A 12,824-nucleotide genomic window follows, 5' to 3' on the forward strand; every position below is an offset into this window, starting at 1 on the left:
GCCGCGCGCGGTTCGCGCCGGCGGTACAGTTGGAAGCCCGCTACTTTCCGAAGGTGCCGAAATTGGAATTGGAAAACTCCGTCATTCCCGACCCGTTGCTGCAGGCGCATCACGCGCACTGGGCAAAGCTGCGCCGCGACCTGCATGCGCATCCCGAATTGCGATTCGAAGAACACCGGACGGCCGACGTCGTCGCGAGCGAGCTCGAAGCGCTCGGCTATGCGGTGTCGCGCGGGCTGGGCGGCACGGGCGTCGTCGCGAGCCTGCCGGGCGCCGATCCGGCGCGCGGGATCGTGCTGCGCGCCGATCTGGATGCATTGCCGATCCACGAAGCCAACGATTTTGCGCATGCGTCGTGCACGCACGGGATCATGCACGCGTGCGGCCATGACGGCCATACCGTGATGCTGCTCGGCGCCGCACGCGTGCTGAAGGAGCTGCCGCAGTTGCCCGGCACCGTCCATTTCGTGTTCCAGCCGGGCGAAGAGGGCGGCGCGGGCGCGCGCAGGATGATCGACGACGGGCTGTTCGAGCAGTTCCCGACGGAGGCGGTATTCGGCATGCACAACTGGCCCGGGTTGCCGGCCGGGCATTTCGGGTTGCGCACCGGGCCGATCATGGCGGCCGGCTCGCGCTTCAGGATCACGGTGACGGGCAAGGGCGCGCATGCGGCGCAGCCGCACCTGGGCATCGATCCGGTGCCGCTCGCCTGCTCGATGGTGCTGCAATGTCAGACCATCGCCGCGCGGCACAAGGACCCGGTGGATCCCGCGGTCATTTCCGTCTGCATGTTCCATGCGGGCACCACGGACAACGTGATTCCCGACACCGCCGAGTTGCGCGGCACGATCCGCACGCTGTCGTCAGCCTTGCAGCAGAAGCTGCAGCACGACGTGCGGCTCGCGTGCGAGGCGCTGGCGAGTGCCTATGGCGCGCAGGTCGACGTGGAGTTTTTCCAGTACTACCCGGCGACGGTCAACACGCCGGCCGAGACGGCGCTGTGCGAAGCGGTGATTCGCGACACGTTCGGCGACGCGCGCTTGGCCCGCGACGTGCCGCCGAACATGACGTCCGAGGATTTCGGTTTCATGCTGGAGGAGCGGCCGGGCGCTTACGTGCTGATCGGCAATGCGCAGGACGGCGCGAGCGCACCGGCGCTGCACCACCCGAAATACGACTTCAACGACGAGATCATTCCGGCTGGCGTCCGCTATTGGATCGCGTTGGCGCAGCACTACTTCGCGCGATCGCGATGATGCGCGCATCCGGCATTGAAGTCGGGCCGCGGCGCGCGACGACACTTTTTAAAGACTGCTTGATGAAACAGGACAACGAAATGAACGATTCCGACACGATGCCGGCGCTTCGCTACCGGCGCTTCACCGCCGCGGACGTCCCCGCGGCCCATGCGCTGACCGTCGCGCTTCGCTGGCCGTTCAGGGCGGAAGACTGGCAGTTTTCCGCGGACACGTCGACCGCATTCGCGGCCGAGGAAAACGGCGTGGTGATCGGCACGGCGATGTGCTGGAAGTACGGTGCCGATCGCGCTGCGATCGGGCATGTGATCGTGTCCGACGCGCATCAGGGGCGAGGCATCGGCCGCAAGCTGATGGAGCTGCTCATCGACGAACTGGGGCCGCGCGTCACGTTCCTGCATGCGACGCCGGCCGGTCGGCCGCTGTACGAGAAGCTGGGTTTCAACGTGTGCGGCTCGCTCGGCCAGTATCAGGGGAACGTGGTGCGGCCGGCCGCCGTGATCCTGCCCGAAGGCGTGCGGCTGCGCGCCGGAACGCCGGCCGACTGGTCGCGCCTCGTCGAGCTGGACGCGCGTGCGTCCGGCCTCCAGCGCGATGCGTTGATGGCCGCGCTGTTCCAGCGCGGTGAAAGCGTCGTGCTCGAACGCGATGGCGAGGTGGTCGGGTTTTCGGTGCTGCGGCGCTTCGGGCGCGGCGACGTGATCGGCCCGGTGGCCGCACCGCGCGCGAGCGACGATGCGTATGCGAAGGCGCTCGTCAGCCATTGGCTGACGCAACGGGAAGGCGAATTCGTCCGCATCGACGTGCCGGACGGGACCAGTCTGCCGGACTGGCTGGCCGAACAAGGTTTGGCGCGGGTCGATACGTGTTCGAAGATGGTGCGCAACGCGCCCGCCGCAGCGCACGAAGGGCCGGCCGATCCGGCCTGCGGGCAGTACGCGCTCGTCAGTCAGGCGATGTTGTAGCCTGCGGGGTGGCCTTGCATGATCGGTGAGCCCGGCGGCGCGAGGGGCGCACAGCTGGCGGGCTACCAGATCCGCGACCCTCTCGCATCGAAGGCGCTCGTCGTCGCGCTGGCGAAGCATGTGCCGGAAGATCGCGGCCACACCATCTGCTATCTGAGCCGGCAACACCTGCCGACGCGCATCCGCATCTTCGTCGATTTCATGACCGAGCAGATTCGCGCGCTCGACCTGAACTGCATGACGCAGTTCAACCGGGAACTCACGGTTGCTTCGTCGACGGGATTGGCTGCTCGAAGCATTCAGGGCTTGGGGGGAAGCGGGCGGCCCGCCGGCTTCCATCGAATTCTTCCACTGGTCACGATTTTTTCGTCGATCGAAGCAACGACGAACCACGCAGGGTAAGTCGAGTGCGTAAAGCCGCCTGCCGAATGATCGATAACGGTGTTTTAATGAATGCGCGGTTTATTCAATGTCGCGCAATTAAAGTCGAGACAAAACCGGCTGAAATTCAAAACGAATCGGACGTTTGATAAAAATTAAAAAACGATCAATACGGAACGTTTATTTTTCCGGTTTTTGCGGATAAGGTTCGGTTCGGTGAAAGTGATTTGTCAGAAAACGCGGCGCTTCATCATCGCGTGCCGCGGTTTCATCGGGTGGCCGCTTTTGCCGATCAGTGTGCGCGACGCCGTGTCGACAGGAACCCCCTGCCGGGGATCCTGCGGCAGGCCCGACACGCGCATATCCGTTCCGACATCGATGTCATGAGGGCCCATGAACAAGATCATCCGCAGATACGTTGCTTCCGTGATGCCACGCTCGTTGACCGGCCTGGCACTGCTGGTCGCCGCGGCCGGTGCTCACGCGCACGGCCGTTTGACCGAACCGCCTTCGCGTATCGTGCTGTGCACGCAAGGGCAGAATCCGAACTGTCATGTCGACGCCTGGCACGCGAACGCGATGGAGAACGGCAAGTTCTTCCCCGCAACGCAAAGCGGCCTGTCCGATCCGTTCGCGCCGGCCGACGCGAAGAATGCCGCACCGCCGCCGGACGGCGAAATCGCCGGCGCCAGCACGAATGGCCCGCTGCCCGTGCTGAACGAGCAGTCGCCGAGCCGCTGGCAGAAGATCCCGCTGCGGCCGGGTGCGTTGCAGAATTTCAAATGGGAATTCAGCGCCGTGCACAAGACGCGTCGCTGGAACTACTTCATTACTCGCGCCGACTGGAACCCGTCGGAAAAGCTCACGCGCGCGCAGTTCGAGCCCACGCCGTTCTGCACGATCCAGAATCCCGGCCAGCCTTACTGGGATCCGAACGCGAACCTGGTGCCCCAGCAGCCGACCATTCATCAATGCCGGTTGCCGGTGCGTAGCGGTTACCACGTCATTCTGGCGGTCTGGGAAGTCGCGGATACGGCGATGGCGTTCTATCAGGTCGTCGACGCGACGTTCACCAACGGCGATACGACACGCAGCCCGTTCTGATACGGCGGCGACACGACACGCCCGGCGATGCCCGGGCGTCATGAACGGAAGAACACCGCTCAAGCGCGCGGATGCGCTCGCCGACCGACCGGGCCGTGTCCCGCTCGGCTTGCCGAAGCAGCCCCATCATTGCCCCTCCGCCCACCCGCGCGACGCCGTCGTACGGCCGGATCGCATCGCCTGAATTTCATCGATTTGAACAATCAGTCGGATGGCTGCGAGCTATCCGTTTGAATGATCGCATCGCGACAATTGCAATAGGGCGACGCGATCGCGTGAATATTTCGGGTTTTGATATTGACGGAAATAATCGATTTCAAGGTTGATGCCTGATGATTATGTAGTATAACAAATCGAAGTGCTGGCGCTGAATTGAAGGATCACTACATCGTCCGTCGAATTGTTTTGCGTCGTTGAGATAAAGACGGAATCAATATCGGAATGTGTCTTCAAGTGGCAATTTTGTCAGGTTGATTTCTTTTGAATTCGACCTGGGCGGAGCGTTGTCAATCGAAAGGGGAAATCATGAGCCAGACCGGAATCGAGGGTATGAAAATGAAGCGCAACCAGCCAACCGGAATCATGCGGCGATCGACCTTGAAGGGCGCGCTGGTGCTTCTGCTGGCAGGGTCGTTGTTAGGTACCGGCACCGTCGCTGCCGCGGCGGGCGGGACAAGTACCGGCACGGCGCCGGCATTCGTCTATAGCCCGTACAAGGACGCGACGATTTCGATGAACTGGAACACCAACGTCATCTCGACGAACGTCACGGGTCAGCTGAGCCCGGTGCTGTCGGTGCTGCCAACCGGTGTTCATACGCTGACGCTCGCGTTCGCGACCGGTGAATGCGGCAGCGAGAACTGGGCGGGCGTCGACGGCGGCGCGATGGCGGCTGCCAATGTGCCGCTGTTCACCGCGGCCAACGTGAATTACGTGATTTCCACCGGCGGCGCGGCCGGCATGTTCACATGCGGGACGGATGCGGGGATGGCGGCCTTCATCGATCGTTATGCATCGAGCAATCTGATCGGGATCGATTTCGATATCGAGGGCGGGCAGACGCAACAGGTGATCAACGATCTCGTCCAGCGCGTGGCCGTCGCCCAGCAGAAATATCCCGGCCTGCGCTTCAGCTTTACGCTCGCGACGCTCGCCCCTTCCCAGCAGGGCGCGACCACGGCCAGCTCGTGGGGCGCCAGCGCCCCCGACAGCTTCAACATCTACGGCGACTGGGTCATGCAGGCGATCCAGGCGGCCGGCCTGAAGAACTACACCATCGACCTGATGACGATGGACTACGGGTCGGCTAGCGCGGGGAACTGCGTGGTCGCGAACGGCACCTGCCAGATGGGGCAGTCGGCGATCCAGGCGGCGATGAACCTGCACGATCACTGGGGCGTCCCGTACAGCCAGATCGAGCTGACGCCGATGATCGGCGGCAACGATGTGGTCGGCGAAACCTTTACGCCGGCGGACGCGGACACCGTGGCGCAGTTCGTGAAACAGAACGGTCTCGCGGGTGTCCACTTCTGGTCGTTCGACCGTGACGTCGATTGTCCGCCCGGCGCCGCCTCGTCGACGTGCAATTCGATCGGCGGTGTCGGTACGCTTGGTTATGCGAACCGGTTTGCCAACCGCCTGGCGCCCGGCAAGTGAACGCAGCCGGGCAGGAAGGAGACCATGCGGGCGCCCGTGTCATGGCGACGAAGTTTCGCATGGTCTCCGGCTTTCGCGATCGGCAACCGGAGGCATCGCCGAGTGCAGGCGTTGAACGGCCGTTGCCGCCCGAATGCGCGCTGATCCGCAGGATCGCGGCCGCCGTGACGACAAAATTCGACAAATCGGAACAGATGGGCGGGGTGTTCCCGCCTACCATCCGCACGTACCTCGCGCATTCCCGTACCGATGCCGCATCGGTCGCGGCATCGCCCGCATCGCGCTGCACGCGTCTTCCTCGCACCGCCGCATCCTGACAAGCCGCCAACAGAGCAAAGGATTCGCCATGTCCGCAAGATCGTTCGCTTCATTCGTGCTGATGCTGCTGCTCGCGGCGTGCGGCGGCGACTCCGATTCGTCCGTGCCCGGCAGCGCGTTCGCGGCCGCCTCGGCGCGTGCGTCGCAGGTCGCCACGTGGAAACCGCTCGTACCCGGCACGAGCTGGCAATGGCAGATCGACGGCAACCGGATCAACGAGACGGTGCTGGACGGCGTGAACAACCCGCGCAAGATGTTCGACGTCGACATGGAGCTGACCGATGCCGGCACGATCCAGCGCCTGAAGGCGAAGGGCATCTATGTCGTCTGCTACATGGAGGTGGGCGGGCGCGAGGACACCCGTGGCGACGCCGGCAAGTTTCCGGACAGCGTGCTCGGCAATCCCGTCGAAGGATACGAGGACCACGAACGCTGGCTGGACATTCGCCAGACCACGATCCTGATGCCGCTGATGCTGGCGCGGCTCGACCAGGCGAAGAAGAAGGGCTGCGACGGCATCGAGCCGGACCTCGACGACAGCTATCGCCAGGAAACCGGCTTTCCGCTGACGCGCGACGATCAGCTGCGGTACAACACGGCGTTGATCGCCGCCGCGCACGATCGCGGGATGTCGATGGGCCTCAAGAACGGTTCGGGAATCGCCGCCGCGATGGCGAAAGTGGCCGACTGGGCGCTCAACGAGCAATGCAACAGGTTCCACGAGTGCGGCGACTACGCGAGCTTCATCGCGCTGAACAAGGCCGTGTTCAATGTCGAGTACACGCGCCCGGACGGCATGACGCTCGCGGCGTTCTGCCCGGCGGACAACCAGGCCAATTTCGACGGCATCCTGAAACTGTCGAGCGACACGCTCGCGGCGCTGCCGCGTGCGGCGTGCCGGTTCGAGTGAACGGCGGCGCGCGTCGCCGCGTGCGATCGCACCGGCCGCGATGACGACACGGGCATCGCGACTGCGCGCACGGACGGGGGCGTGCGCGCAGGCATCGGTGCGGCATCGACGGCATGCCGGTTCGCGGCCCGCGTCGCCCGGGCCGGCCATTGACGCAGGTCAACCCCATTCCTCATGCAAGCCATACAGTCGAGTCGAACGCTCGCGCGATGCCGCACGCCACTGCGCGCCGCATGCGGGATGGCGGCGGCGACGGGGCCGGACTCGCGCCGGGCGTGTTCATGCCGCCCGCTGGCGGGCGGATCGCGATGCGTTGCGGGGCAGGGTGATGAATCAACGGTTATGGGCGCTCGGCGTGCTGCTTGCATTGAGCGCGTGCGCCGGCGCGGAACGGAACGCGGCCTTCCGCGCGACGGAAACGCAGTTGTTCGCGACACGCCAGGCCGCGGTGCTGCAGTGTTCGACGCCTGCCGAATGCGACCTTGCATGGCACTTCGCACGCCGCTATGTCGAAGCGCATTCGTCGACCCGGATCACGCGCGCCGATGCCGATACGATCGAAACGGCGGCGCCGTTTCTGGCCGGAGAAGTGTATCTGTGGGCGTCCCGCACGGCATCGGGCGGCACTTCGGTGATCCGGCTCAAGGCGATGTGCAAGGGCATGTACGACAGCGACGGCGGCCCGGGCTGGCGGTACGACGCGTGCGCGACGAAGATCCTCGACATCGAGCGGGGCTTCCGGTCATACGGGAACCCCGCGCGTTCGTCCGACGCGCCGACAGCGCCCGTCGTGCCGCGATGATCCGGCGTCGCGCGCCCACTCGCGTGCCGGTTTCCGCATGATTTCGAACCGTTGACCTCCGTCAACGCCTGCTTCCGGCGAACGCCGATGATGAAAACCAGGCCGAACGCCGCCGGCGCATCGGTTCATCCAGCGAGGTCGGTATGTATACGAACATCATGGTCGCCGTGGACGGCAGCCCTTCATCGCAACGCGCGCTCGACGAGGGCCTGAAGGTGGCGCGCTCGTACGGTGCGCGCCTGTTCGCCGTTTTCGTCGTCGACAAGTCGCTGATGATCACGTTCGGCGGACGGATGGACCCGGATGCATTGCTGGACGAGATCCGGCGCGACGGTGCGTCGGTTCTGCGACACGTGGAACGAACCATCGCGCACGCGACAGTCAATGGCGAGACGGAACTCCTGGAGACCGAGATCGGCGAGAGTGTCGCCGAACGGCTGCAGCGTTACGTCGTCGAGCGGTCGATCGATCTCGCGGTGGTCGGCACCCACGGGCGGCGCGGGGTCCGACGGCTGTTCCTCGGCAGCGTCGCCGAACGGTTCCTGCGCGGATCGAGCTGCCCGGTCCTGCTCGTGCGCGGCAGCGACGCCGCACCGGCCGCAGCGGCAGCTTAGGGCCGCCATGCACGGGGCGCCGCCAGCCGGCGCCTGCCCGTGCGCAACCTGCCGAGGTGCCCATCATGCAGATCTCCTTTCCTTCCGAACATCCGACGTATTGCGGCCTGGATCCGGCGCTGACCTTTCCGGCGCTGGTCGAAGGCCGCCGCGTGCATTGCGCGATCACCGCTGCGGCGCTGGAGGATCACTTCCGCGCGGCGTCGCCGCGCGAGCAGGATCTCGTGGAGGCGTTCGCCCGCCACCGTCCCGCGATCGAGCGCGCCGCACGCTGCCTGCTCGAGGAGATGGGCGGCCGGCCGATCCTGCTCCACAGCGGCTATTTCCGGTTCTGCACGTGAGCGCCCGCAGCCGTTGACGCGCATCAAGCGCGTGCCGATACGGGCAGTTACGCTGGAATCCTGAGGATCGTTCGTCCGTTGCGCGGCACACGGTGCCGCGCCAATCCGGTCTTCGTCATGGCGTCGCGCGGGCGGGACGAACGCGCGGCCCGCCTGTCTATCGTTCAAGGAGTACGAACCATGAGCAATGTCACGCGTTACGATCCGTTTTCGATCGAACCCGTCGCCGACCTGTTTCAGGGGCTGTTCAGGCCGCTGCGCGGGATGACGCTGACGGACGAGCCCGACCTGGCCTCGATGAAGATCGACGTGACGGAAAGCGACAAGGCGTACACGGTCAACGCGGAACTGCCGGGCGTCGCCAAGGACGACATCGACGTCCAGGTGACGGGCAGCACCGTGTCGATCCACGCGAAAGTCGAGCGCAACCAGGAACAGAAGGAGGGCGAACGCGTGATCCGCCGCGAGCGCTACAGCGGCGCGATCAGCCGTTCGTTCTCGCTGTCGGGCGAGATCGACGACGCGAACGCAACGGCGACTTACCAGGACGGCGTGCTGTCGCTGACGCTGCCGAAGAAGGCGCCGGTCGCGCAGAAGAAACTGGCCATCAGCTGATCGGACGGCCGGCAGCGGGCGATGCGGGCACGCGTCGTCCGAACGGAGCTATCGGCGCGCGGCGCGATCCGCGCGCCGTTTCATCGAGGCAATCGCCCGAACGCCTGCGCATTCGACCCGGTGCCGCCGGCGCGGGCGCGCTCCGTCTGCGCGTCGTGCGGCGTCCGTTGACCTGCATCAGCGCTCCCTCGCCGCGCGTGTGCAAATCTGGAGACGTGCGGCGCACAGGCGCGCCGCGGCTCACGGGAGCGCAGGCGATGAAGACCGACAAGCAGTTGAAGCAGGACGTTCAGGACGAACTGGAGTCCGACCCGGCGATCGACGCGACACGTATCGGTGTCGAGGTCGTCAACCGGATCGTGACGCTCTCGGGTCATCCGCCGAGCTATGCGGAGAAACTGGCGATCGAGCGGGCGGCGAACCGCGTGGCCGGCGTCAAGGCGCTCGTCGTCGACATGACCGTGCATCTGCCGGACGACGACGTCCGCACCGACGAGGACATCGCGAACGCGGTGCGTTCGGTGCTGCACTGGACGGTCGGGCTGCACGACGACGCGGTGAAGGTGCAGGTCGAACACGGCTGGATCACGCTGTCCGGCAGGGTCGAATGGGCCTATCAGAGCCATCTGGCCGTGCGGGCGATCTCGCAGATGCGCAGCGTGACCGGCGTGACCGACCATATCGCGGTGCAGGGGGCGATCGGCTCGGCCGACATCGGCGGCAACATCAAGCGCGCGATCATGCGCCATGCGGAGCGCGAGGCGAAGCACATCGCGATCGAGGTGCGCGACGGCACGGTGCGGCTGTCCGGCAAGGTCGGCTCGTTCTCCGAGCGCAAGGCCGTGCGCGGGGCGGCATGGTCGGCACGCGGCGTGCGTGCCGTCGTCGACGACCTGGTCGTCGAGTAACGCCGGCAAGCGGCAACCGGATGCGCAATCCGCGCGGAAGGGGGAGTCAAATGACACTGTCAGGCGAGGTACACGATGCGGACTGGTCGGTGGCGGTCGAGACGATCGCCACCGGAACGGGCGGCTACCGTTGCAGGATCCACGTGACGCTTGTGTCGCCGGACGGCGCGTGCGAGCGTACGTTCGCGCACAGCCGGACCCACGACACCGAGCGCGAAGCCGCGATCGACGGGCTGCGCGCCGGGATGACGTGGGTCGAGATGCGAAAGTCGAACATGTTCACGGTCTGAAGCCGCGGCGGTCGTGAACGCGTTGCCTGAGTCGCGATGTTTCGTTCGTCATCCGATGCAGTCGATGCCGCATCGCGTGTGCATCGACGTGCGTGACCGTCCGACCCCGATCACGGGCGGCGTGCGGCGGCGCGGGGCGCACGACGGGTGCGCCGCCGCCCATACCAGTCGCCGATCGCGCGCCAGATGTCGGGGGCGGATTCGCAGTACGTGAACAGGTCGAGATCGCGGCGGTCGATCATCCCTTCGTCCGCGAGGAAGGCCAGGTCCACCGCGCGGCGCCAGTACGCTTTGCCGACGAGGATGACCGGCAGCGGCGGGATCTTGCGCGTCTGCAGCAGCGTCAGGACTTCGAACAGCTCGTCGAACGTGCCGTAGCCGCCGGGGAAGAATACCGCCGCCTTCGCGCGTTCGAGCAGGTGCAGCTTGCGGATCGCGAAATAGTGAAACCGGAAGCAGAGACCGGGCGTGATGTAAGGGTTCGGCGCCTGTTCGCGCGGCAGCTCGATGTTGAAGCCGATGCTCGGCGCGCCGCACTCGTACGCGCCACGATTGGCGGCCTCCATGATGCCGGGGCCGCCGCCGGTGACGACGGCGAGCCGCGCGGTGCGCGTGCACCGGTCGGCGTGGCCGACGATGCGCCCGAATTCGCGCGCGACGCGGTAATACACGCTGTGCTCGACGAGCCGGCTCGCCGCCGCGACGGCGTGACGCCGGCCCGCATCGTGCGGACGCGCTGCCAGCAGGCGATTGGCCTCGTTCAGCCGCGCGTTCGCGACGGCCGGGGCAACGATGCGCGTGCTGCCGTAGATCACGACGGCATGGCCGATGCGTTCGTTCTGCAGGCGTTCCTCGGCCTTCCAGTAGTCGAGTTGCAGCCGGATGCCGCGCATGCCCGTGCGCTGCAGGACGGTGGCATCGTCGTCGGCGGGCGTGCGGTTCGGGCGGTTGGCGAGACGCGGCGCGCGATGCGGGATGCGCTGGACGCGGTCGTCGCCGACGATCGCATCGGGCCGCGTGCGTGCGCGTTTGACGCGCGTGTCCACCGCCGTCAGGCCGGCGGCGGTACGTCGGCGCACTCCGCCTCGACGAACGATACCGGCGGGAACGCGTTTGACGACGGTCGACATGAGCGGCTGGCTGGCGGGCCGGTTACTGGCTGAGCACCCACTGCACGAGCTGGTGCGCGTCGTCGGCGGACAGCGGGCCGCCGCGATCCTCGGCGGACGGCATCGGCGTGTCGCCCCAGTGCACGCGGCCGCCGACGCGCAGCTTGCGTTCCAGTTCAGGCGCGGCCGCCGGATCGCCGCGGTAGCGCTGCGCGATGTCGTGGAACGACGGCCCGAGGAACGTCATGTCGGACGTATGGCAGAACATGCAGTGCTGCGCATTGACGAGATCGGTCGGCTCGGGCACGGCCGTTTGCGCGGCGGCAAGGTGCGCCGCCGTGACGGTCACGCAGAAGGCGGCGTAACGCAGAAAGCTCATGATGTTTCCTCGTCCGGATCGGAAAGGCAGCGCCGCCGGGCGCGCTCACGAAACGACTTCGTCGAGCGGGCGGCGCGGCGAGTGCGGCGTATGCGGGCCGCGCCCGACCCGCAGCAGCAACTGCGGCTCGCCGTGCAGCCCGAGCATGTGGCGCAGGTGCGCGCGCAGCCCGGCCGTCTCGATCGGCTGGTTCAGGTACGACGCGGTATAGCCTGCACGCGTCGCGACGAGCAGGACGCGCTCCAGCGCCTGTCCGGCGGCGAGCCACGCGTCGCGATCGTCGCGCACGGTGGAGATGCAGACGACCAGCGGCGATGCGCCGACGAGCTGGTGATGCAGCGCGGCCAGCCCGTTGCCGAGATCGAAGGTCCGCACCGCCATCGTCACGACGGGCGCCGCGAAATCCAGCAGCGTCGGCACGCCGGCCGCGAACGCCGGCATGCCGTCGGCGTGCCGGCGCGGATCGATCCAGCTCGCCAGTTCGCGCCTGAAGCGCGGGTCCGCGAACTGCTGCTGGTCGGCCTCCGCGACCAGCTCGGCCACCCGTGCGCGGTGCGCGATCGAGTCGACGCAGGTGATCTCGGCGCCTTCCGCGACGCCGGCCGCGATCAGCGCCTGCTGCAGGTCGTCCGGCACGGCGGTCGAGTCGAACGGCGCGCGCGTCGTGACGCGCTCCGGAATCGCATCGAACAGTGCGCCGAGCGACGCGTCGGAATAGCCGTCGTCGCACACCCGGACCAGCGCGAGCAGATCGGGATCGATGTCGGACGGAAACGTGCTGATCGTGTGGGCGAGCCCGGCGTGATCGAGCGCGACGCGCAGGTTGAGCAGGGCCGCACCGCAGCTGATGATCAGCTCGCGATCGAACGGATCGATGACGGGCAATGCGCGCACACGATCCGCGCAGACCGCGATCGTGGGGCCGTCGACGATGAACCGCCACGGCTGCGAGTTGTGGCTGGACGGGGCCAGCACCGCGTAGGCCAGCAGCGACCTCAGATGCGCTTCAGGGTGGGCGCTTGCGGCTAGTGGGGGAACGGATACCATTCGATCATCTCCTGGTCGCCACACGTTGGGCGTGATGCCACTTCATCGTGTCAGCAACCGCCCGTCCGCCGTTGACCCACATCAAGCGCGCGTCACCGGGCCGTGCGTACGCGACGCGCAGCGACTAGC

Annotated in this window: 16 protein-coding genes and 1 pseudogene; 13 read left to right on the plus strand and 4 right to left on the minus strand. The window is 66.5% G+C overall.

Translation table 11 applies throughout. The annotated features are described in order from the left end of the window. Positions 1–68 precede the first annotated feature (68 nt). The 3 genes and pseudogenes from CFB34_RS37965 to CFB34_RS37975 all read left to right on the plus strand — a co-directional run. The gene (locus CFB34_RS37965) at positions 69–1,256 is read left to right on the plus strand and encodes a M20 aminoacylase family protein (protein WP_089444033.1); all 1,188 of its coding nucleotides are present in this window, start codon (positions 69–71) and stop codon (positions 1,254–1,256) included. A gap of 80 nt (positions 1,257–1,336) precedes the next feature. Next, a complete protein-coding gene (locus CFB34_RS37970; protein WP_242808782.1) occupies positions 1,337–2,221 on the plus strand; it encodes a GNAT family N-acetyltransferase in 885 nt (294 codons plus the stop codon). A 48-nt stretch (positions 2,222–2,269) separates the two neighbouring features. Continuing rightward, positions 2,270–2,512 (plus strand): annotated as a pseudogene (locus CFB34_RS37975) (LysR family transcriptional regulator); the annotation flags it as partial. Positions 2,513–2,832: 320 nt separating this feature from the next. Here CFB34_RS37975 and CFB34_RS37980 read toward each other — a convergent pair. Further along, positions 2,833–2,997 (minus strand): hypothetical protein, encoded by a 165-nt coding sequence (locus CFB34_RS37980; RefSeq protein WP_179243810.1) that lies wholly within the window; start codon positions 2,995–2,997, stop codon positions 2,833–2,835. Between the two features lie 34 nt (positions 2,998–3,031). Between CFB34_RS37980 and CFB34_RS37985 the strand changes: the two genes are divergently transcribed. The 10 genes from CFB34_RS37985 to CFB34_RS38030 all read left to right on the plus strand — a co-directional run bounded on the left by CFB34_RS37985 (position 3,032) and on the right by CFB34_RS38030 (position 10,160). Next, a complete protein-coding gene (locus CFB34_RS37985; protein ID WP_089444034.1) occupies positions 3,032–3,706 on the plus strand; it encodes a lytic polysaccharide monooxygenase in 675 nt (224 codons plus the stop codon). 525 nt (positions 3,707–4,231) lie between these two features. Then, the gene (locus CFB34_RS37990; RefSeq protein WP_242808783.1) at positions 4,232–5,362 is read left to right on the plus strand and encodes a glycosyl hydrolase; all 1,131 of its coding nucleotides are present in this window, start codon (positions 4,232–4,234) and stop codon (positions 5,360–5,362) included. Continuing rightward, on the plus strand, positions 5,359–5,679 hold the full coding sequence (locus tag CFB34_RS37995) for a hypothetical protein (RefSeq protein ID WP_179243811.1): 321 nt from the start codon (positions 5,359–5,361) through the stop codon (positions 5,677–5,679). The genes CFB34_RS37990 and CFB34_RS37995 overlap by 4 nt, the downstream gene beginning before the upstream one ends. A 29-nt stretch (positions 5,680–5,708) precedes the next feature. After that, entirely contained in the window at positions 5,709–6,590 is an 882-nt protein-coding gene (locus CFB34_RS38000) for an endo alpha-1,4 polygalactosaminidase (protein WP_179243812.1), read from the plus strand. Between the two features lie 328 nt (positions 6,591–6,918). Next, entirely contained in the window at positions 6,919–7,392 is a 474-nt protein-coding gene (locus tag CFB34_RS38005) for a hypothetical protein (protein ID WP_089443919.1), read from the plus strand. A gap of 143 nt (positions 7,393–7,535) precedes the next feature. Beyond that, positions 7,536–8,006 (plus strand): universal stress protein, encoded by a 471-nt coding sequence (locus tag CFB34_RS38010; protein ID WP_089443920.1) that lies wholly within the window; start codon positions 7,536–7,538, stop codon positions 8,004–8,006. Between the two features lie 65 nt (positions 8,007–8,071). Continuing rightward, complete coding sequence (locus CFB34_RS38015) at positions 8,072–8,347, plus strand: DUF1488 domain-containing protein (RefSeq protein WP_089443921.1); 276 nt, start codon at positions 8,072–8,074, stop codon at positions 8,345–8,347. 180 nt (positions 8,348–8,527) lie between these two features. After that, the gene (locus CFB34_RS38020) at positions 8,528–8,962 is read left to right on the plus strand and encodes an Hsp20/alpha crystallin family protein (RefSeq protein WP_089443922.1); all 435 of its coding nucleotides are present in this window, start codon (positions 8,528–8,530) and stop codon (positions 8,960–8,962) included. Between the two features lie 257 nt (positions 8,963–9,219). Then, the gene (locus CFB34_RS38025; protein WP_089443923.1) at positions 9,220–9,870 is read left to right on the plus strand and encodes a BON domain-containing protein; all 651 of its coding nucleotides are present in this window, start codon (positions 9,220–9,222) and stop codon (positions 9,868–9,870) included. A gap of 50 nt (positions 9,871–9,920) precedes the next feature. Further along, positions 9,921–10,160: a hypothetical protein gene (locus CFB34_RS38030; protein WP_089443924.1), complete on the plus strand. Its 240-nt coding sequence runs from the start codon at positions 9,921–9,923 to the stop codon at positions 10,158–10,160. Positions 10,161–10,270: 110 nt separating this feature from the next. Here CFB34_RS38030 and CFB34_RS38035 read toward each other — a convergent pair whose 3' ends face one another. The 3 genes from CFB34_RS38035 to CFB34_RS38045 are packed head-to-tail and all read right to left on the minus strand — an operon-like array spanning position 10,271 to position 12,695. Further along, positions 10,271–11,290, minus strand: coding sequence for a TIGR00730 family Rossman fold protein (locus CFB34_RS38035; protein WP_089443925.1), 1,020 nt, complete (start codon positions 11,288–11,290; stop codon positions 10,271–10,273). Between the two features lie 22 nt (positions 11,291–11,312). Continuing rightward, entirely contained in the window at positions 11,313–11,648 is a 336-nt protein-coding gene (locus CFB34_RS38040) for a c-type cytochrome (RefSeq protein WP_089443926.1), read from the minus strand. Positions 11,649–11,693: 45 nt separating this feature from the next. Continuing rightward, positions 11,694–12,695, minus strand: coding sequence for a nitroreductase family protein (locus tag CFB34_RS38045; RefSeq protein WP_089443927.1), 1,002 nt, complete (start codon positions 12,693–12,695; stop codon positions 11,694–11,696). Between the last annotated feature and the right edge of the window lie 129 nt (positions 12,696–12,824).

Source organism: Burkholderia sp. HI4860, from assembly GCF_002223045.2.
In the GTDB taxonomy this organism is placed as follows: Bacteria; Pseudomonadota; Gammaproteobacteria; order Burkholderiales; family Burkholderiaceae; genus Burkholderia.

Coding starts and splice junctions, on each gene's coding strand:
- CFB34_RS38035 (WP_089443925.1), bottom strand. CDS start 11,290: ATGTCGACCGTCGTCAAACGCGTTCCCGCCGGTATCGTTCGTCGAGGC.
- CFB34_RS37990 (WP_242808783.1), top strand. CDS start 4,232: ATGAGCCAGACCGGAATCGAGGGTATGAAAATGAAGCGCAACCAGCCA.
- CFB34_RS38000 (WP_179243812.1), top strand. CDS start 5,709: ATGTCCGCAAGATCGTTCGCTTCATTCGTGCTGATGCTGCTGCTCGCG.
- CFB34_RS38040 (WP_089443926.1), bottom strand. CDS start 11,648: ATGAGCTTTCTGCGTTACGCCGCCTTCTGCGTGACCGTCACGGCGGCG.
- CFB34_RS38015 (WP_089443921.1), top strand. CDS start 8,072: ATGCAGATCTCCTTTCCTTCCGAACATCCGACGTATTGCGGCCTGGAT.
- CFB34_RS38020 (WP_089443922.1), top strand. CDS start 8,528: ATGAGCAATGTCACGCGTTACGATCCGTTTTCGATCGAACCCGTCGCC.
- CFB34_RS37970 (WP_242808782.1), top strand. CDS start 1,337: ATGAACGATTCCGACACGATGCCGGCGCTTCGCTACCGGCGCTTCACC.
- CFB34_RS38045 (WP_089443927.1), bottom strand. CDS start 12,695: ATGGTATCCGTTCCCCCACTAGCCGCAAGCGCCCACCCTGAAGCGCAT.
- CFB34_RS38025 (WP_089443923.1), top strand. CDS start 9,220: ATGAAGACCGACAAGCAGTTGAAGCAGGACGTTCAGGACGAACTGGAG.
- CFB34_RS38010 (WP_089443920.1), top strand. CDS start 7,536: ATGTATACGAACATCATGGTCGCCGTGGACGGCAGCCCTTCATCGCAA.
- CFB34_RS38030 (WP_089443924.1), top strand. CDS start 9,921: ATGACACTGTCAGGCGAGGTACACGATGCGGACTGGTCGGTGGCGGTC.
- CFB34_RS37980 (WP_179243810.1), bottom strand. CDS start 2,997: ATGGGCCCTCATGACATCGATGTCGGAACGGATATGCGCGTGTCGGGC.
- CFB34_RS38005 (WP_089443919.1), top strand. CDS start 6,919: ATGAATCAACGGTTATGGGCGCTCGGCGTGCTGCTTGCATTGAGCGCG.
- CFB34_RS37985 (WP_089444034.1), top strand. CDS start 3,032: ATGCCACGCTCGTTGACCGGCCTGGCACTGCTGGTCGCCGCGGCCGGT.